The following is a 19403-nucleotide window of genomic DNA, read 5'->3' as shown; positions in this document are numbered from 1 at the left end:
TAATTTTAGTAGTTTATTTTGGTTTTCTGTTCTATGTCTTTGTTCAGCAGCGTGCGCCAGTTGGTGATGAGCAGTCCGTGGGGGTTGTTATCGGTTCTCGGCACTCTTTTCAATTGGCCTGCTGTCACAAGTTCACGCATCAGGATGCTGCTGCGGCGTTCGATACGCTGCCTGCCATAGTAGGTGAACTCCATTTTTTCCTTGTCAAAGGCTATACTGTCACAGAAAATCGAAAACACGGCACTTGTTCCCAGAATATTGGAATAGAATCCTTTTTCTTTTAGTGTATTGTACTGTGCAAGTCCTGTCTCATCCACCAGATACATGGCTTTTTCCATCGTGTATCGGATATATTTGTCATCCGGTGCCAATGTGAAGAAATAGTGGTGGAACATTTCCACATGGCTTCTGGCTTCCACGTCCAGCGTTTCGTCCATAGTTGTGCGGTTTACAAGTATGGGGACGTTTCCGTCCAGTACATACACTTTTTTCTGGGCGTCAGTTACCATGGTACGGGCTGTCCAGATGCTCGACACACTGATGATGATACACCCTATGAGGAAGGCGGTACAGATAATACCTACCAGTTTTATCTTGTTCTCTAAGTTCTTTATTACCATAATTCTTTTATTTAGTTGTTCAATGTCCTCATATATTCCGCATGAAGCATTGGTATGAGGGTTAAGCGCAGTTCCGGCAACAGCCGGTCGAATTCTTTAGCGAAATACTTTACGTCATGTCCCAGTAGGATAACCTGTACAAATACCCACCAGATTCCTTCTCTGCGCTTCTTGGAGTTTTTTTTCAGTTTGGCACGGTGCAGTCTGTACACCAGATAATCTACTACCGGTACGACATACCGGTCGTCACGCCCGAAGCATTCATCCAGTTCCTCATATTTCAGGTCATACGGATAATTGTTCAGTATATACCTGGCTATTTCGGTAGTACGCTTTTGCGCGAAGCTCATGAATGCTTCATCTTCCAGCCATTTGTCAACTTTCTCTTTGCGTTTCATTTCTTCTTTTATATGTTGTTTTATCTCATTATTCCTCCTACGGCTCCGGTTGCCGTCATCTTGGCCTGTTGGGCAACTCCTTCTCCGAAGTTTCGGGTAGAGAATGCCGTATCGCCTTCCGGAATCATCCATGCCGCGAGGTCAGGTACGAGGTTCAGACACTTGAGTGCCACGATACTAGCCGCCATCAGATAGCCGGCAGAGAAGAACGAGTTTTGTAAGTAGGCTGCCATCGTTTGTTCGCTTGCGGTTATCGCCGTAAGGTTCTCTACCTGTATGCACAGTACGATGTCAAACAGCAGTAGCACGTAGAACCCCACAAAATACAGCATTGCCCCGTAGAAATGTACCGTCAAGTACCTTGTCAGCCATTTGGCCCAGGCACTTTCCCATTTCGGCAGGAGGGAAAATGCCCATTGTATAGGTCCGAAGATGGTCAGCATCCCCAGCAGGATCTGCTGGCAATATATGGTAGCCCACCAGCCTATGCGAAACACGATCAGGGCTATGAGCATGATGATTTTGTCAATCCCCACCATTACACCGGAAGTCAGTGAGGTAAACCACAGCTTGGCAGCATCCTTTTCCATCCCTGTCACTTCGTCCACACCGGTCTGTTCCATTGTAGCCTCTATCAGTCCGGGGTCTGATGTTCCCGTATGGGCCACGTCCGCCTGAGCCTGAAGGCTGGTGTAGAGTGTGTCGCGTACGTATATCAGTTCTTGTACTTCCGCGAACTTGTCTGATATTTGGGTGGCTTCCGCTTCATAGAGGTCATGCGTGTACGAACCGATGCAGTTGGGTATGTAGGACAGGAAGTCCAGAAAACACCAGCTGTTTCCGCTGTTCGCCATGCCTGTGTCCGCCGGAGGGTACCACCAGCATAGCACCACAGAAATAGCAAGAGGCCGGAACAGTTTCATCACGTCCAGAGGCTCGTGTTTTACCATCATTTTGTAAGTCATTCCGGCTGCCATAACAAGAGAAAACAGTGCGGCCAGTGCCATGCACATCTGCAGGATCCACCAGAAAGGGCCTTGTGACCCAGTAAAAGTCGCGTCAGTAAGAAATTCGTTCGTTTGGAATATCACGTCATCTATTTCCTCTTCAAGAATATTGATGCCGAAGTCTGATAGTATGTTTCCGTCTGCCATTTTTTCCTCCTTTTCCCTCTTATCTGTTTACTGTTTCTTCACCGTCACCGCCTTGTGTGCCGCCCGTATCCTGCGAACCGCGTACGGCAAAGCGTGATTCGTTCCATCGGTTCATCGCTTCCCTGGCAATGCTTCCTTTTTCGGGAGTTCTGTCCACCACATTCGCATTCAGCAGTTCACTTGTCAGCGAGGCGTTCTGTCTCTTTGCCAGATAGCATACAAGGATCTCGTTCTCTCGGGCCACATCCTCATAGATGCGCAGGTATTCCTTCTTGCGCTGTGCATTGGGCATATAGGCATCCCGAGTTGCGCTTATGGCGCATTCGTAGATTTGGTAGTATTCTGTCCACCGTTCTCTGTCGTCAGGGGTGCCGCCGGCAGTCAGGATGCGGTCGATGTTCCGCTTGAATCGTTCCATCTGTCCGTTTATCTTGTCTCCTTCAGCCTGCCATGCAAGGTCTATCTGGCGGTCTGCCACGTTCAGTGCCTCAATTTCCGCACGCTTTACCAGTGCGGAATCTATTGCTTCCGCATCGTCCACCTGTCCGTATAGGTTGGCTCCCGCAAGGGTACGGAAAGACAGTTTGTTTTTTGTCGCCGCCGTCTTCTTGTAGCTATTGTGCAGCGCCCAGTAATACAATTCAGGAGTGAGCGCACCCGTACCGGTTTCCATTACTGTAATCTGATTCTGCTTGGGTGAATCATGGTTGTAGGTCGCATACTGTGCATGAACCGTCGTAGCCTGAACGGCTATCACGGCAAGCAGGATAAATGTCCTTGATGTCTTCATATCTTTTTTGTTTTTATCGTTAATAATCCAGACGACCGGCACCGCGCCAGCGGCCGAAGGCACCGTCTATGATTTCCTGTTTGGTTCTTTCTCTGTATATCTTTGCTTTCCAGTAGCCGATTCTTACCTGAATGTATCTCCAGGTCTCTATGTAGGCCTGGTTCAGATGACGCTCGATGTCATCCAGCGATCGGTTCACCGATTCCAGTACCATCAGCAGGTCGGCGGTCGAGCAGGCGGCGGCACCCGTTGCATAAAGCACAAGGTCGCTAACCGACTTGTATAGCTGTTCCCCGTCATGGGCGATATCCCGTATGGCTCTTTCATTAATGGTGATTATCAGCAGGTCCGACGGATCTGCACGCCCATGCTGCAGTATCTTTTCGTTATAGGCCCCCAGCATGTCCTTGTAGTCACTTATGCGGTTGCTCACCGTGGTATAGGTGTTCTTTACGTTCAGCACCGTCCGCAGTGACTGGTACATCACGTCGATTATGTCAAAAGCTCTGGTATAACGGTCCAGATCAATATTCACTTCCTTGTAATTGCCTACCTCGTCCCGGCTGTATTCATGCAGCAGCTTGTTGCTGTATTCCAGTGTACTGCGTGCCAGCAGCAGACTGCGCTGTTTCTTGTGGTCGTTGATGTAGGCTTCTACCGATACAATATCAAAAGTCCATTGGGCTTTTGCTGCTTCCGGCAGAAGGATAATCAGCAACAGGCCGATAATCAGATAATGTTTCATGGCTCTACCTCCTTTCTGCTTGTCCTTTCCGGAAGGTTTCTGGCATTTTCCACCCACCGTTCATGGCATTCTTCCACCAGTGTCCGGCGGCGTCCTTCGTCCCAGTCCAGTGTAGGGGCGATGTCCTTCAATACGTCAATGATATTCCGTTTGTAGTGCATCATCTTTTCCAGTGATACAAGGTCGGCGTATATTTTCGTGATGCGCGAATCCACTTCTCTGGCTATCTCCAGACGGTCGCTTGACCAGAGCAGATGATATACCTCTCCGGTGGGTGTCTCTTCCAACGGAGGGGTTTTCATGTATTCCGTCGTAATCTTGCACGACGGGTACTGGCGGGCAATTTCCGCTATACGGTCATTTACCTGCTTTGTCTTCTCTGTATCGGACATGCCCGGGTCCAGCGTGATTACTTCGGCTACATGGGTATCCGTGTAGTCCGAGGTCAGTTCCCAGCTTATCTGTACGATAGCGCGGTGTATCTTGATGCCGAGAAAATATTTCGGTTTTCTGGCTATGGATACTGTCGCTTGGAAAGTGATTACCCCGTTAATGTTGGGCATGGTGGCCTTACGGACAAATGTGTAGCCGTTCCATGAACCGCTGTCCTCCCAGCGGAGTCCGTAGGTGGTCTTGCAGTCCTGCATGATGGCAGGTATGCGGTAATAGTCGTCCGTAGCCACCGAATTGTCCGCTGCGGCATCGGCTTTGGCCTGTTCGTATTCAGACAGTTTCCGTTCCCATTCGGAAAGCTCTGCCTTCAGCTTGTCTATCTGCGTCTTGTTCGCATTGTATTGCTGGCGGAGCACGGCAGCGTCTTCCACACTGGCTTCCGAGATTTTTTTCAGCAGTATGGCGTTCTCTTCCTCCAGTGCCTTGATCTGTGCTTCCAGCGATGCTTTCTTGTTTTGTGCTTCCTGAATTATGCCGTCCAGTTCCGACAGGTCCAGTTCGTCATCCGTCACCGAGGTCTGCATGGCACATTCTTTTGTGTGTGCGTTGGGAGAGCTGCCGCACTTTCTGCATTTGTATTGGGTACTCCCTTGTCCGAGAGTCACACCGTCCGAACAGGTTACGCTGATGGTCACGCTCTCACACCCCTGAAGCTTCACTTCATCCGTGGCCTGATAGTAGTTCCTGCCGTCCGATGCTATATAATAGGTGTAGCCGTCCTCGTTCTCATTGAACTCCGACAGCCGTGCGTTCAGTTGCGCCTTGAAGGTGTTCAGGTCCATCGAGTAGGAATCGAAGACCTCTTCATATACGATTTCCTCATGGTTCCAGCTTTTCTTTACATGAATCTCGTATGCATAGGCTTTCTTGGTCTGTTTGCCGCCCCGACTGATGATGTAGCTCTTCATCCAGTAGTTTATACTGTAGTTGTTTCCGTCATTTTGTCTGTTAAGCTGTTCCACACGGTTTCTCGACCATCCCGCGTAGCGTTCTGAGTTGGCCAGCGCCTGCTCTCTCTGCGATGCGTTCGGATAGAATCCGGCATCCGTGGTGGCAAAGCGTGTCCATTCGCCGCCGTTGAGGATACTGTTGTCGTCTGTGGGAGGATAGTAGTCACACAGTGCGATGCTTCCCTGGTCGCGGCGGGCTATGTACCACCGCTGGGTATAGTAGGTGCCGGCAGTTTCATCCAGATAGTCTGTTATCCATTGGGTGAGGTTATAGTTGCTGATGTCAAAGAGGCCTGCCACGTTGTCCGGACCGCCTACCATGTCTATCAGCAGTCCGCCGGCGTCCAGCTCGGCGCGTTCCATCAGTCCGCTGTAATGGTCGTAAAGGTTGAATATTTCCTCCACCTTTCCGTTCATCAGGTTGTGGAACGCACTCTTTTGCAGCAGGGCTTCCCCCAGATTGGCCGTACCGGCGGTGGCAAGTCCCACTCCCAGATTGTACAGGTTGTCTATGTCCTGACGCAGATTTTCTTTGGTAAAGTTACCCGGGACACTGGCCAGATCGTCCAGCATACGCTGCCAGTCAATGTTTCCAATTTCCGACAGTCTCAGAAGCGGGGCTATTTCCTCGCTGATTTTCAGAAAGGTGATGTCGGAGAAGGTCAGCGAACTGTTGGTTACGATGCTTTCAAACTGCATACACAGGTTTTTCGTGTCGTCGCAGACCTTCATCAGATAGCTCCCCCAGTAGATGGCCGTTTGCGGCGAATGGAGCATCTGTTTGGCCACAACCACAATTTTGGGCAAGATTTTTTCCGCTACCATGCGGTAAATGCGTCGGTAATAGTAATTTTCCGTACTGCTGCACCAGATTCCCAAGTCTGTAAAAGCCTTGTGCTGAAGAAATTTCGATGCGAATATTCCTGCTGCGGCCACTTCCGCGGCGTTGTAGTGCTTCAGAATATTATCCACCTGTTCACCGTAATAGCCCTCCGCTACGGCTTCCGTACCGAATGCGGCCGCCATGGCCGCCACGGTACGTGCGTCGTAGTTCACGCTGTAATACTGGGCATGTACGGGTCGGGTGACAGCCAGCAGTAGTATTGTTATGATAAGTGACAGATGTTTCATTATGGTTGCTTTTGCTATAGGTTACTCCAACAAATGGTATCATACACGTCTATTTCCCCTTGGCTCATGCTGGGATGCAGACCTTTTCGGCAAGCATGTCCTTTATGTGCTGTAGGTTCTTTCCTTTGATAAAGGGAATATTTGAAAGCTATTCTTCGGTTTTCCTGCACATTTCTCTATGGTTACAATATCCGCCTGCATCAGTGCCTTGCGGATAACCATATACGGACGTACCTATTGTGATGTGCATGATTGAGATATGCGTCTTTACATTCATTCCATCGTCTGCTTGTTTTTTGATGGCTTCAGATTCAATACTTTCCCGGCTTCATTCACTTTCTTTGCAAAGGGAAGTGATTTGCTGATTCCGCTGGCATCCCAATCACGACAGTAGGCTTCGATGGCTTCCTGATGAGAGCATCCCAGCTCTTTCTTGTATAGTTTCAAGGCTTCCTTTTCCGCACGTTCCGTCGTATAGGTCATATAGCATTCATGCGGTTCCTCCACACCATACACACCGCTTGTACTTCCTCTTCTGATAAATACCTCCCTGAAGAAACTTCGTCCCTCCTTGTTTTCAAGGCGGTTTACAGTGAATATCTTTTTGCAATCCACATCGGTAAGTCCGAGGATTGCCTTGATTTCATCAAAGCGTTCTCGGAATTTGCTTTGATCAAGCAGCATGACCACATCCGAATTGTTTATGATGGCTTCTTTTACTATCGGACTGCCGATAATATCCTGTATTTCCTGGGTTACAACTCCTACCGAAGCCCAGAATTTACGGGCGGTCTTGTACATAAATTTGATATACTCGGCCATCAGCGGGCTGGCGATGGCTTTCCATGCTTCCTCGATTACAAGCACCTTACGGTTCTTCTTGATACGCATCTTCTGCAGGAATACATCCATGATAATGAGCGTAACAAGAGGGAACAGGAGGGGATCATCTTTTATACTGTCGATTTCGAAAACAATGAATGTTTCATCAAACAGGCTGCTGTCCATGTTCTCGTTTAATGTCTTCTCATGGTTGCCGCCTCGATAGAAGTCTTTCATCATATACCGGTAGGTGGAAAGGTCAATCCCTGAAATTCTGTTTTCACTGCAAATGTCCGGGATACGCTGTACAGAGAACTCGTAAAAGGAATTGAAGGAAAGTTCCTTCACCTTCAGTTCTTTGCGTCGTCTTTCCATCTCGTTTATCATTCTGTCTATACGTGCATCCCGCTCTCTTTCGCTTTCATCCCGCCTGTCGTTGTGATTCCGCTCATCTATCTGAAGGCTCTTTTGTAAATCCTCACGCTGCGTTACGGTAAATCCTTCGAAACCATTAAAATACGTATCGTAGTATTCAGTGATTACCTGCTCTATCAGGCGGTCTTCCGTCTTTGTCACCGTACCCTGCGAGCCTTTCCAGATAAGCAGAACAAGATTTTTCAGGAAGCCGGTCTTTTCCACATTCAGTTCGGCACGGTTGATGCGGAACGGATTCATGGTTATCGGCTTTTCTTCCGTATAACTGATGTACTTGCCGTTCAGATATTCACAAAGTCCTTCATAGGAATTACCGGTATCTACCATCACTACATCCGTACCTTGCTCATATAACTGTCGTACTACCGAGTTCATGTGGAAGCTCTTGCCGCTTCCGGAAGGGCCGAGACAGAAGAAGTTCGAGTTGTCTGTCAACTTGTATTTTCCTTCTTTTCCTGTTATGTCGATAGCCACAGGTACACCCTGACGGTCAGTATAATATATTTTCAGTGGGGTTTCCTCACTGTGCTGGATACGTTCTTTATACATCAGACACATGGCCGCATCACTGAGCGTCAGAAAGCGGTCATAGTCCTCGCTCATACTGTAGCAGTTACCGGGGAAGGAGCTGACAAACAGTTCCAGTTGGTTATAGGCCCGTTTGCTGATATGGATGCCCAGACGTGAAAAAGTATTCTCCAGATGGTTTGTACATTTCTGCAAGTCAGTATCAGCCGGAACGGCTACTATCAGGTTATAATGGGTATAAACCAGTTGCTTGCTCTCTCTGGCGATTACTTCCTGTACTCGTTTTATGTCTTCTACTGCCATTTGGTTTCCAGGGTTTGGTATGCTTGCATGGCGGTTCTTCTTCTTGTCAAGTAAGGCCAATTCTCGTTTCTGGTTAGGCAGGAAGATAATCTGGTTATACACCACAGTTTCTGCATTTGGGATGCTGTCTATGGCCGAAAGCAGATCAACAGGCATCTCACTGTTGTTCACTTCAATATTTGAGTATGGACGTATAAGTGATGGCAGGCTTACACAGTCCACATCTACCAGGCTGTACACCTTGCAGCGTTTGTCACCCATTGACAGATTTTCATCACTCGCTTTGAAGTTGGTCATCGAAACTGTCTTGTTTTTGAAATCCATGGCAAAGAAGCGGTCTACATAACTGCTCGCCTCTGTTTCATTCAGGAATACTGCCTGTACACCTGCATCGTGCAGCAGGTCATGCACCTTGCGGATTTTTACCAGGAAGTCGCGCCACTTCTTGTTGTCAAATGAGAAAAGGCGGCTTTTCTTGGATTCCTGCGTAATTGTCAGATAGCATACACTGTCCGTGTAGTGTCGTCCGTTGAAATACCTGAAATAGGCTGCCGACAGGAATTCATGCTGATCTCCGCTTCCGTCTTCAAACTGTTTGCGGATAAATATGTCTTGCTTGTGAATGGCATACCCTTCGCCTAAAGTTTGTGCAATGGCAGAAAACAGATGTGTAAATTCATAATAGCTGTCTGTATTGGCCGAGTATTTCTGCACCGGATTTTCTATTTTCAGGATGGCGGAATATTCTCCGGTTTTGGTATAGATGATACCTATGCCATCTGTATTCTCTACAGAGAAATAGATGTCTCGGAAAATGTGCTTGCGTTTTCCGCCGGTACCGAAAGCATGGACAGAAATAGCCATTCCGATACATAAGGCGATGAAGATTAGAAGAATATATATTGTCATTTCTGTATTATTTCAATCAAATAAGGGCAGATTCACCTTCAGTGAAGGCGAACCTACCCGCATTCAAAATTTAACATTCAACTTGCCCACACATGTCTCATGATGGTTTATTTTTATTCAATCACATTTTCTTGGAACTTGCATAGACGAACACTCCCTTGTCGATTCGTTTGGAGTGCAGTCCCTGTCTTTGTTTCACGATGATCAGTGAGATGCCTGCCGACAGGATGGCCGTCAGGGCTATCAGTCCGGCAACAAAACCGAGCAGGCAGTAGGCGGCGATGAAGCCTACAATGGCTCCACCTGCCGTACCTGCAGCCCAGTAGATGTATCGCCCCTGAATCCCCATGAGTTCAAGCGGACGTTGCAATCCCTTGAACACCGGATAGTCAGGATAACGGGTCTCTTTGCTTTTCATCTTCTTTACACTGTTTTAGGCTGTGATTCCAAAGAACAACGGGAGTGCCTGAGCTGCTGCAATCAGGAAGATGCAGGCGCCTACTACCATCATAATCTTCTTCTTCACGTCCTGTTCCTCGTTGTTCATGGCGATATAGACGCTGATAGCACCCACAATGGCAACTACACCGGCAATGGCGTAGCACAGTTTAACCATGATTGGCACATACTTCGCAATTTCTTCCGCCACGGTGGACAGAGCATTTGTTCCTGCCGTGTAATCACCGGCCGTATTCTGTGCCATGAGCGAAGTTGCTCCGCACAGCAGCATAATCAAAAGCATCTGCACTTTCATGGATGCGGATGCTGTCATCCTTTTGAAAAACCCCTTTACTTGCTTGATCATTCTTTTTTACTTTTTTGTGTTATACTTGTGTTTGTTTTGGCCTCGTTTCTTCCATTCCGTTCCTTTATATGCGGTATCCGAAAAAGGCCGGAAAAACGATTGATGCTCCGATGATGAACAGGCAGGCGCCTACCAGAGTGGTAATTGATTTCGTGATACCGTCTTCACCTGTGTTCATTTTGATATAAATCTGGAGCGCGGACACGACAGCAAAGACTGAGGCGAATGCGTAGCAGATGTACAGGACATACAGCATCATTGTCACCACATAGTCGTGCATTGTCGCTAGTGAATCGGCGCCCCAACTGTAGTTTACGCTTCCGCATTTGGCGAATGCGTAATAGGGCATCAGACATAAAATACATAGTAGTTTTCTCGTTAGTTGCATTGTATTGTTTTACAGTTTGTCTCTGATTGGTTTCCAGGCTAAGGCCGGACGGTTGTCTATGTGTCCTCCCGATACCATTGCTTTGTACATTTCTTCTGTCGTAAATGCATCCGACAGATAAGGTTCGGTTTCTTCCATCCGTTCTTCGGCTTTTGCTTTCAGCCGTTGCAATTTCTCTTCCGGCGTTTCTGTTGGGGGAGCGGTTTCCGGTTCTTGCTGTTCTTCAGTAGCTGTACTGCCTTCTGTTTCATATTGCTCGCCACCTACGCTGAAACCGGTATCACTTTCTGTGACTGCGACGCTTTCCTCCTCGGACGGATCCAAGTCGAATACCTCTTCCTCTGTCTTTTCTTCCCTTTTTTTGCCATAAAGTTCCTGTGCGATGATTACGGCGTAGTAGATGATATATGCCACCGTTAGGACAATGGCGAAAATTAAGTATGATTCCATATTTTATTATGATATGATTATATGGTTTAAATATGATGATGCAAAGAAATATTTAAGATTCAATATTCTGAAATGCTTGAATATTAAATATATATCATCTTAATAAGATTTATCCAAAAACAAAAAATCATATTCAAAAATCATATTATAATATTGGATTGTATGAAGTAAAGTTTGATTTTACGGCAATAAATAATGGTATTCGTATTTCGATGTAACAATTCAAGAAGCTGATATCTGTATATATTACTTTTGAGATAATAATATTTATTAATGAGTTGGATTAAAATATTCGTTACTTTTGTAGATGGTGTAGTGAAACTGATATTTAGAATCACTCCTTGAATGTTTAATTTTAAGTGTAATTGTATATGGGAATAGTTAAAGACATGCAGGCAGACTACGAAAGCGGTCTTATGCATACTTTTGATGAAGATAGGAAAGTTTGTGCAGAACATTTTAGTGATCCATATTTGAAGGAGTATATTCGTAAGAACGGGTATAAAGGAAAATGTTCATATTGTGGCAAAACAAATACTTTAGTATTGGATATGAAAGGTTTTATGCAATATATTGAAGGACGATTGTCACAAAGATTATGTTCTTTGGATGATGCAAATTTGCCACTGGCTAGTTCATTCTACGATGATGACGAGGAAGAAATACCCGGTTTTTGCCGTGCCGGGTCTTATATCCTGCCTGAGAAAGTAGAAAAGTATGATGATGTACTAGATTTGATGGATAGCTATGGCCTTTGTACACAAAATGATGATCTTAATGAGGATATTGCTTCTTGTTTCAATGATAGCGAATGGACACAAACGGATGCTTTTGCAGAAGATCTTGATGAAGAATTGTCTTATGCATGGGATTATTTCTCCAAAATGGTTAAATACAAAAAGCGTTACACTTTTTTTCAGGATCCGCATTTCATAAGGCAAGAGGAATGGAAAGATGATGTATTGACAGAGCTAAACCAACTTTGCGGAAATATTCTTATATCCAGACTTAATAAGGGAACCCTCATATTCAGAGGACGTCCCAATGATACAGGTGTTCCACGTACTTCATTTAAGGATTTGACAGCACCTCCAACTGAGGCTGCCAAGGAAAATAGAATGAGCGCTGCAGGAATTTCTATGTTTTATGGTGCATTGGATAAGGAGACTCCGGTAAAGGAAATCAGAAATTATACTCCAGGTGCCGTGATAGATTTGGGTGAGTTTGAATTGAAAAGAGAACTTGTGGTTATCGACTTGTTCAAGATACCTGAACACCTGTCATTTTGGATGCCCAAATATTTCAGAGAATATAAATTCCTAAAGAAGTTTCATTCGGAAATAACACAACCTGTAGGTAAGAATCCGGGAATTGATTATGTGCCCACTCAAATTTTTACAGAATACATAAGGTTTATGAATAATTACCACATTGATGGTATTATATATCGAAGCTCTATGACTGGTGAAAAGAATATTGTACTTTTTTATGACAATGATACTTCCAGTGAAGTTCTATTGCTGAACAAGGTAGTTACAGCATAAATTTTGATATAAAAGGAGGGCTTCATAATGAGGCCCTCCTTTTATATGATTCCTTTAGCTTAAAGTAATTTGGCTTTAGAAAAACGGCACTTTATAGAGTAATGGCAGGGCTAAATATTTCTAATCATTTTTTGTCCTGTGTAGGATCAGTTTTTTTTAAAAACTCATATATTTTTTTTATTATTTCTTCTGCATCTTCTTTGGTTAATCCTATTATTTTATTTGCTTCTTGTAAATCTTTAATCGCTTTTTCTTTTTTCTTTTTCCATATTGAATAGCTGATTTCACCAATTGCAAATAAACTACTTATTATACTTAATGATTCTTCCACAATTGGAAGCCAATCTAGATTAAATCTTTGATCCTTACATCGTCTCTCTTTTACAGAAAGCAATTCATCAATCAAAAGTGATTTAATTTCAAATTCATTTTCATTAAAATAATGTTCAATCATCATTTTTAAAAAATCTTTTTTAAGTTAAACTCCAAATCTAATATATAATTATATAACATACAGTCTGGTGAATTACCCATTCCTTCTGGTACAATATAATTTCCTTCAGGTAATCTTGATATACGCATTCTACATCTTTTCTTTATAGAATCAAATTGTTTGAATTTCTGACAATAAGATCCATGGTGTGGACACATCGTTTGATTTAATGGACATTGAAAATATCCTGTTTCTAGGAATGTATTTTTTACAGCATGAGAAAATAGTCTGCATAATGTTTCTCTTATTGAACCTTGATTATTCTCAAGAATTTTCCTTATTTTTTCTTTATCTGAATCGAAATCAAAAAGTAGTTGCCGCTCTCTTATATTACTATTGAACCACTCCGTGTAAAAATTTGTAAGTCCAGTATTATAAATAATATAATTTCCTAGAAGGTGGATGATTTCTAGGCCTTGTCCATTGCAAAATAATATTTTTTGATGCATATATTGTAAAACACGTAATGCAGGCCAATTAAGAAAATCTTTATACTGCTCCTTTTTTATTAAAATGCCATTAAGTTGCTCGGTAATCATATTTTCTTTATGAGCAAAAAACCGTTTCATCAATGCATGATCTATCGACTGATACGTCTCTTCATAAGTTGGCCATCCAAGTTTGGTTGAGACCCAATCATGGAAAGTTATATAAAAATCCTCATTATCTTTTGCAGCAGGAAATCCTTGATTATCTCGTACAGCCTTTATTATTTTATAAAGGCGTAAGGGAGGACAAAAGTCCTCTTTTTTATAAGTTCCTGTTTCTGTTTTGTTTAAGATGTATTCTAAACTAGGTATATTCATTGAGACTTCTAAAATACATCTTGTAATATTATATATTTCTTCCGCCTTACTTTTTCTTAGATTTAATGGAATGTCGTGTTTATAGTAATCGAATAATTCTCTATAGTCATTTCTAATAAATGCAATGAATATAATGATTATATGGTTGACAAGCTGGTATTCATGATTAGCTTTAAGTTTAAGAATATCTATATTAATTTTTTCATTCTCGAATTTATATGGGAATAGTTTCTCTTCATTTGCGATTTGATGTAGAAGTTTGCATTCATCATTGTTTTCAGCCATATAAAAGACATCCCAGAAACTCTTATTATTTGCGCTACATTCAATTAAATCCTTGAATGATACGGCATAATTATCTAAAAATGATTCATTTGGGCTATGAAAGTTATATTCATCGTCTTTGGGCTTTTTATGTTTTTGTTCAAATAGATAATTTTTCAAATCTATAATTTTCCTTAACTCTTCTTTGGCTTGAGCATATTCTTCATTGAGTGTTAACTTATTATTGTATTCAATGTTTTTTGCATCTAAGAGAGGAAAACGAATGTCTGGATGGTGACTTAAAAATTTGATGTGACCAGCAATCCAGTCTGATATCTCTGCTTCTAATATGCAGGCAAAATTACTTAGATCTTGGACATAATGATTTAACTCATGCCAAAAATGGATACATTCACGCGTAGAATCAATATCAGCTATAGGGGAATAGGATAAATAGTTTTTTATTCTAGAATCAAATGAATATTTGTCTTCTCTATATTTATCTGGTTCAATAGGTTGCTTTATAAAAAAACAACCGCTATTATAAACCAAATTGTTGAAATTATCTTCTGATTGTGTCATAAAATTGTAAGTTAAAAAATATATTGAAAAAATTATTTAGCAATGATGGTGTCGTATTCTGTTATATCTGGAGACATGGCAGTGGTATTCTTCTGTTTGCTATCCAGGCCTGTTTTGTACCATATGTCTGTTATGCATGTGGAATTTATAAATATATTTAAGACTTTTGAAGCCTGCATAGACTATGGCATACCTTTCTCTTTCATGAACGCTTTGAACCCGTTCACAGTTATGTCATTGGCTTGTTCATACATGTCCTCCATACATTCAAGAATTTCCGGGTAGTACTCTTTGATGAAAAGTAAATCCTGAATCTGTCTGGATACAGCTTCCCTGATGTTGTTGCAGATATGCGTGTTGGGAGGGATGATTTTACCGTCTTTTATCAGTGTGGCCATACATAGCGTACAGAAATGTCCGGCCCAGCACGAACGGCATTCCTCACGGTTGATTATGCGGAAATAATCTGCGTACATCTGCTTTACAGTGCTTTCGTGGATGCCGTCAGCAACATTTCCTATCGGTTTGGAAAAGTCGGTGCGCTCGCACAAGTGCAGATTTCCCCTTGTGTCCACGAAATAGTTGGCTCTTCCGGCAAAGCATGAGTTAAAATAATTGCTGTATATCGCAGGTGTCGTGGCTGTTTTTTGCAGGATAGTGTAGATGAATTTCAGCCACGAGCGGACAAGAGGCTGGCTGACCAGGCTTTTGTATAGTTCGGAGCCTCTCAGTCCGGCATTATGCAGTTCGAGGATATTCTTTTTGATATCAAATTCCTGCAGCTGTCTGTCTTGCTCATGTTTATTTCTGTAATCACTGAACTCTATATAGTTGAGTTGTTTCACCCCGCCGATGGATTCTCCGATAGTACGGTTTCTGAAATAGCTATCCACCGCCGTATGGTCATAGTTGGGGGCGAGTACGGCCTGTATCTGTACATTGTTCAACAGATACGGTTCAGAAATTCTTCGTATCATACTGAATACTTTCTCTATTCTTTGGCCGGTTCCTTTTCCGTCTTTGAATACCCTGTTCTTGTCATTCTCTTCAGGGGGACCGTCATAGCTGATGGTGAGCGAAAAATTGTTCTGTATCAGAAAGTGAAGTTTCTCTTCTGTCAGCAGTGTCCCGTTTGTAGTGATATGAAACATCACTTTTTCATTGGGTATGTCGTACTTTTCCCATGGCAGCGTACGCGCATAGCGGCTTAATTCCTTCATCAGACCGAATTGCAACAATGCCTCGCCTCCGTAAAAGCCGATTGCGGGAGGATTCCTTTTGAGATAATATTCCCTGTATTGGCTGGGTACCTTGCCAAAGATATTTACATACGAGTTGAAATAGTTCTTTATTCCAGATTTTCCGGATTCTGCCGAAAGGGTGGCTGTCCCATGGGCTTTGCCATTTCCGTTTTCCTCATGAATGGTATATGGGCAATATTTGCAACGCAGATTACATGCGTTCGTCAGCTCAAGTGTAACCTTTTTGGGCACTGCATCATTCATGGCCTGCTGCCAGATTCTTTCTATATTATCTTCTTGCGTGTTGACCCTTGAGTCAAGTATGCCGGGAACCAGCACGTTATTTCGCTGTAGTTTTTTGATGAAATCTGTATCATCGGAAGAGAGATTCACATGGGCTTCCTCTTCCGATGACTCATTCAGACTCAGATATCGTGAAATAGTGTCACTTTCTTTGGGAGAAAGGCACAGAAAAATGTTTGCCCTTCCGTCATATAGATAAGTGTTGCCTTCTTTGGCGGCGAATGTCTTGATTAGAGGAAAGTTTTTGTATTTTTCTTTTTTCATGGATACCCGAGATTAAGTGTGACAATTCTGATTTCTTTTGTATGCAGCAGACGGCTTATTGCCAGGACATAGACCAGTAGTTCAGCTGCTGTCCCTGTGTGTCACCTTCTTGATAGCATACACATTCACAGACGCAATTATCCAAAACGGATGATTGTCCGCCTTTGATTTTTTCAAGCTGTTCAGCGTTGAGATCGTTCGCCGGTAGATCTTCAGGCCGGAGATTCAATTTTGACAGTTGTTTTTTCATAACATGTTAGATGGAGTTGGTTATGATGCCATATTTCTGCTACTCCTTTAGCAGATTAGGCCCTTTTTCAAATATACGAAAAAAAGTACAGAATCTTCTGTTTTGGAATGAAAAGAGTTCAAATATTTTGCAAAAAAAGAGAAAGAGTGACTTCCTACGATAAAAACAGATTCTATCGTTCACCATTTCACCCGTGTTCATAAAATCTGAACACGTCCGGACGAATGAACAGTCATAGCCATAAGCTTATGAAAATAATTTTCTATAAAAAATATTTTTATTAAAATGGATTGCGCTTCTTTACAGATGAAAGTATATAAAGCGGAAAAACGATGGGTATATCTAACAAGCCATCGGTAGAAGCTGATGATTTCTTTGGAAGAAAAAGGAAATTCGCAGGGCAGATGGGAGCGGAAAGACCTCATTGCTCAAAAGAATGTATTTCAGCATAGAGAATAGTGGCAAACAGCTTAAGCCGGTATTTATTGAGGGAAAAGAACTTTTCTCGACCGATGATATATGAAAGTTTTGTCCATTGCAGGATGATTCCTGCAGGACTGTTCTGTTGATTGACAATATCCAGCACTATTTCGAGAGGACTGATAATACCGAGCAGTATAATTTGAGGGGAAAGCTCAATAAAGCCGGTGCGCCCATTCTGATAGCGACATCCGACAAGGTGCTGCCGGCATTCACCGATTATGAGTCTGCTTTCTTCGAAGGATTGAAGATTTCTTATATACGGCCGCTTGCCGTTACTGATTACAGTATGTTCGTAGGGAACGAGACGGATATGGCACGTTTGGAAAATCTGATGTCTTACCTGCCTAAGACACCCCGTTCTGTACAGATAGCCGCAAAGATTATTGAAGATTCAGCAAGTCTGGAAACGGATATCATGCTTCTCATAGATTATTTCTCTTTCTATTATCAGGTAAAGTATGAGGGCTATGTAGTGCAGATTCAAAGGATTTTGTCGGCTATAGCAAGGGTTGAAGATGGAGTCAGTCTGCAGGAGATCTGTCAGATGACAGGTCAAGACAACGGTAAGATATTCCCGTATTTCAAACTGAAGGCTGACCGGAAAATTATAGATAAGACATCCAAAATCCAGCGGGGAGGTATATATAACATTGCAGACCCGCTGTTTAGATTATGGCTGCAAACTAATGTGTATTGTTCCCAGCATAATATTGTGACTCTAGTTGGAACGCTATGATGCGAAGTCTAAGAAAGACACACTCTTATTTCTAATAAAAAAGAGGAAAGTATATTGAATCTAATATTACTGAGCAATATGTTAAGCACAAAAAAGGGAGAGCACATAGACTCTCCCACAAATAATATAAATAAGTTAATCACTTACTAAAAGTACATTGTGCTATATAACCGGAAGAAGGAGTTGTCCCTTTTCCCTTAAATTCCCATTTAAATCCTTTATTTGGAACATTTGCATCCCAATATGAAGTCCAAGTAAATCTTGTGTTCCATAACGGCCCCGTTCCACTGAACGCTACACTTTCAGGTGTTAATATATTATCGTCCGGACTAGGTTTTGCGTTTGGATTTAATACTTCAAAGAAATAATAATTGAATGTAATGCTGTTATTAACAGCAACATCCATTATTAATGTTCTACTTGAATCATAAAAAACTCCAGTGGATGCGTCAGGAGATCCTCCGAATATATTAAGGGTTGGATAAATAGCTCTAGTTTGCGCAGTTACACCATTCGCTACAGAAAAGTCAAACCCGGCATCTTCTTTTACTTTCTTAACCAATGTCTTTCCATTTACTGAGAATACCATGTAGGCTGTATTAGGATTTGCGATGGCCTCTGCTACTTGTGCATTTAACACTTTCAATTCGGACTCATACTTTTCAAGACTTAACGGACTAACTTTTTCTAAATCTTGCCAATCCGAACCTGTAACGTAAGATAAGGCTCTTGTTTTCTTGTTCTCGTTAATGTAATACTCGTTTGTTGTTTCATTTACATCAACAAATCGGGAAATGACTTCCATGTCAGTCTGAGTGTTACTAACAACAGGTTCCATAACCTCATTATCACTACATGAACATACTGCAAGAGTTGCAAGAACTCCCAATGCGATTGAACTAATTTTTTTCATATTACCTCCGTTTTTGGTTAATGAATTGTATTTTCCACAAATATACATTTTTTTTTCGTATATTTGCATGGAATTCAATTTTTTTATAGCAATGAAAGCAAAAATCTTAATTATACTGTTCTCATTTCTTTTTATAAGCTGCATTGAAAGAAATGGATATTATTCTTACGAAGAAGAAAGTGTTATCTCACTTATTTGTGACATCACTTGGTCTACAAGTACATATAAAACAGAGAACGATGAAATAGGACAAACGACATACAATTTTAACCGAAACGGAATTTATAAGAGAACTGATATAGTAACAAATCAAAATGGAGAAGAAAAAAAATCTGAATATAATGGAAGATGGACTTTTGGAGACCCTAGTTTCAGTACTATATATTTCGGAGGTAATCATTATTGGGATATAGACAAATTGACCGAAAAAAAGTTTTCTTTCTATGATAGAACTGGAGAGTTTGGTGACCCCTTTATGTACAGAGAATATTACGAATTAATTCCTTATCAAACTTTAATTAATTAGTTCTATAAGATATTGAAACTTCTCAGGTGTTGGCGTAAACGAGTTTTTTGTTCGCGTCATACTCGTAGGCGTGGCTGTTGCGTGTCTTAATGATGTTAACAAAAAGAGGCAATCTGC

Annotated in this window: 19 protein-coding genes; 3 read left to right on the top strand and 16 right to left on the bottom strand. The window is 42.4% G+C overall.

The window, feature by feature from the left end; genetic code table 11:
• Positions 1-5 precede the first annotated feature (5 nt).
• From traK to BQ5591_RS16595, 11 genes are all read right to left on the bottom strand, one after another.
• Entirely contained in the window at positions 6-620 is a 615-nt protein-coding gene (gene traK, locus BQ5591_RS16645) for a conjugative transposon protein TraK (RefSeq protein WP_071150169.1), read from the bottom strand.
• Positions 621-631: 11 nt separating this feature from the next.
• A complete protein-coding gene (locus BQ5591_RS16640) occupies positions 632-1018 on the bottom strand; it encodes a hypothetical protein (RefSeq protein WP_071150168.1) in 387 nt (128 codons plus the stop codon).
• 20 nt (positions 1019-1038) lie between these two features.
• Complete coding sequence (locus BQ5591_RS16635; RefSeq protein ID WP_071150167.1) at positions 1039-2172, bottom strand: hypothetical protein; 1134 nt, start codon at positions 2170-2172, stop codon at positions 1039-1041.
• Between the two features lie 19 nt (positions 2173-2191).
• Entirely contained in the window at positions 2192-2962 is a 771-nt protein-coding gene (locus BQ5591_RS16630; RefSeq protein WP_071150166.1) for a DUF5045 domain-containing protein, read from the bottom strand.
• Between the two features lie 19 nt (positions 2963-2981).
• The gene (locus tag BQ5591_RS16625; RefSeq protein WP_071150165.1) at positions 2982-3707 is read right to left on the bottom strand and encodes a hypothetical protein; all 726 of its coding nucleotides are present in this window, start codon (positions 3705-3707) and stop codon (positions 2982-2984) included.
• On the bottom strand, positions 3704-6241 hold the full coding sequence (locus tag BQ5591_RS16620) for a hypothetical protein (protein ID WP_071150164.1): 2538 nt from the start codon (positions 6239-6241) through the stop codon (positions 3704-3706). Before BQ5591_RS16620 ends, BQ5591_RS16625 begins: the two co-directional genes overlap by 4 nt.
• Before the next feature lie 273 nt (positions 6242-6514).
• Entirely contained in the window at positions 6515-9238 is a 2724-nt protein-coding gene (locus BQ5591_RS16615; RefSeq protein WP_071150163.1) for a TraG/VirB4 family ATPase, read from the bottom strand.
• A 121-nt stretch (positions 9239-9359) separates the two neighbouring features.
• Positions 9360-9656: a DUF4133 domain-containing protein gene (locus BQ5591_RS16610; RefSeq protein ID WP_071150162.1), complete on the bottom strand. Its 297-nt coding sequence runs from the start codon at positions 9654-9656 to the stop codon at positions 9360-9362.
• A 15-nt stretch (positions 9657-9671) separates the two neighbouring features.
• Positions 9672-10043: a DUF4134 domain-containing protein gene (locus tag BQ5591_RS16605; protein WP_071150161.1), complete on the bottom strand. Its 372-nt coding sequence runs from the start codon at positions 10041-10043 to the stop codon at positions 9672-9674.
• Between the two features lie 64 nt (positions 10044-10107).
• Positions 10108-10431, bottom strand: a complete 324-nt coding sequence (locus tag BQ5591_RS16600) for a DUF4134 domain-containing protein (RefSeq protein ID WP_071150160.1) — start codon at positions 10429-10431, stop codon at positions 10108-10110.
• Positions 10432-10440: 9 nt separating this feature from the next.
• Positions 10441-10881 carry a hypothetical protein gene (locus tag BQ5591_RS16595; protein ID WP_071150159.1) on the bottom strand — a complete coding sequence of 147 codons (441 nt, stop codon included), beginning with the start codon at positions 10879-10881 and terminating at the stop codon, positions 10441-10443.
• 371 nt (positions 10882-11252) lie between these two features.
• On the opposite strand from BQ5591_RS16595, the gene BQ5591_RS16590 reads away from it, so the two are divergent.
• Entirely contained in the window at positions 11253-12425 is a 1173-nt protein-coding gene (locus BQ5591_RS16590) for a HEPN-associated N-terminal domain-containing protein (RefSeq protein ID WP_071150158.1), read from the top strand.
• Between the two features lie 124 nt (positions 12426-12549).
• Here the strand turns inward: BQ5591_RS16590 and BQ5591_RS16585 are convergent, their stop codons facing one another.
• The 4 genes from BQ5591_RS16585 to BQ5591_RS16570 form a co-directional block, all read right to left on the bottom strand.
• Complete coding sequence (locus BQ5591_RS16585; protein WP_071150157.1) at positions 12550-12882, bottom strand: hypothetical protein; 333 nt, start codon at positions 12880-12882, stop codon at positions 12550-12552.
• Positions 12883-12884: 2 nt separating this feature from the next.
• A complete protein-coding gene (locus BQ5591_RS16580; protein WP_071150156.1) occupies positions 12885-14570 on the bottom strand; it encodes a hypothetical protein in 1686 nt (561 codons plus the stop codon).
• 182 nt (positions 14571-14752) lie between these two features.
• On the bottom strand, positions 14753-16378 hold the full coding sequence (locus BQ5591_RS16575) for a radical SAM/SPASM domain-containing protein (protein ID WP_071150155.1): 1626 nt from the start codon (positions 16376-16378) through the stop codon (positions 14753-14755).
• A 55-nt stretch (positions 16379-16433) separates the two neighbouring features.
• The gene (locus tag BQ5591_RS16570) at positions 16434-16628 is read right to left on the bottom strand and encodes a hypothetical protein (RefSeq protein WP_071150154.1); all 195 of its coding nucleotides are present in this window, start codon (positions 16626-16628) and stop codon (positions 16434-16436) included.
• Between the two features lie 565 nt (positions 16629-17193).
• Between BQ5591_RS16570 and BQ5591_RS16565 the strand changes: the two genes are divergently transcribed.
• Positions 17194-17847 (top strand): ATP-binding protein, encoded by a 654-nt coding sequence (locus BQ5591_RS16565; protein ID WP_071150153.1) that lies wholly within the window; start codon positions 17194-17196, stop codon positions 17845-17847.
• A gap of 139 nt (positions 17848-17986) precedes the next feature.
• Here BQ5591_RS16565 and BQ5591_RS16560 read toward each other — a convergent pair whose 3' ends face one another.
• A complete protein-coding gene (locus tag BQ5591_RS16560) occupies positions 17987-18760 on the bottom strand; it encodes a hypothetical protein (RefSeq protein WP_071150152.1) in 774 nt (257 codons plus the stop codon).
• A 91-nt stretch (positions 18761-18851) separates the two neighbouring features.
• Here BQ5591_RS16560 and BQ5591_RS16555 point away from each other — a divergent pair, with 91 nt between their 5' ends.
• The gene (locus tag BQ5591_RS16555; protein ID WP_235817101.1) at positions 18852-19286 is read left to right on the top strand and encodes a hypothetical protein; all 435 of its coding nucleotides are present in this window, start codon (positions 18852-18854) and stop codon (positions 19284-19286) included.
• Positions 19287-19403: the final 117 nt, after the last annotated feature.

This window comes from Bacteroides ndongoniae, assembly GCF_900108345.1.
GTDB classification, from domain to species: domain Bacteria; phylum Bacteroidota; class Bacteroidia; order Bacteroidales; family Bacteroidaceae; genus Bacteroides; species Bacteroides ndongoniae.
The sequence above is the reverse complement of the archived record's forward strand: the minus strand, read 5'-3'. Positions and strand labels throughout refer to the sequence as shown.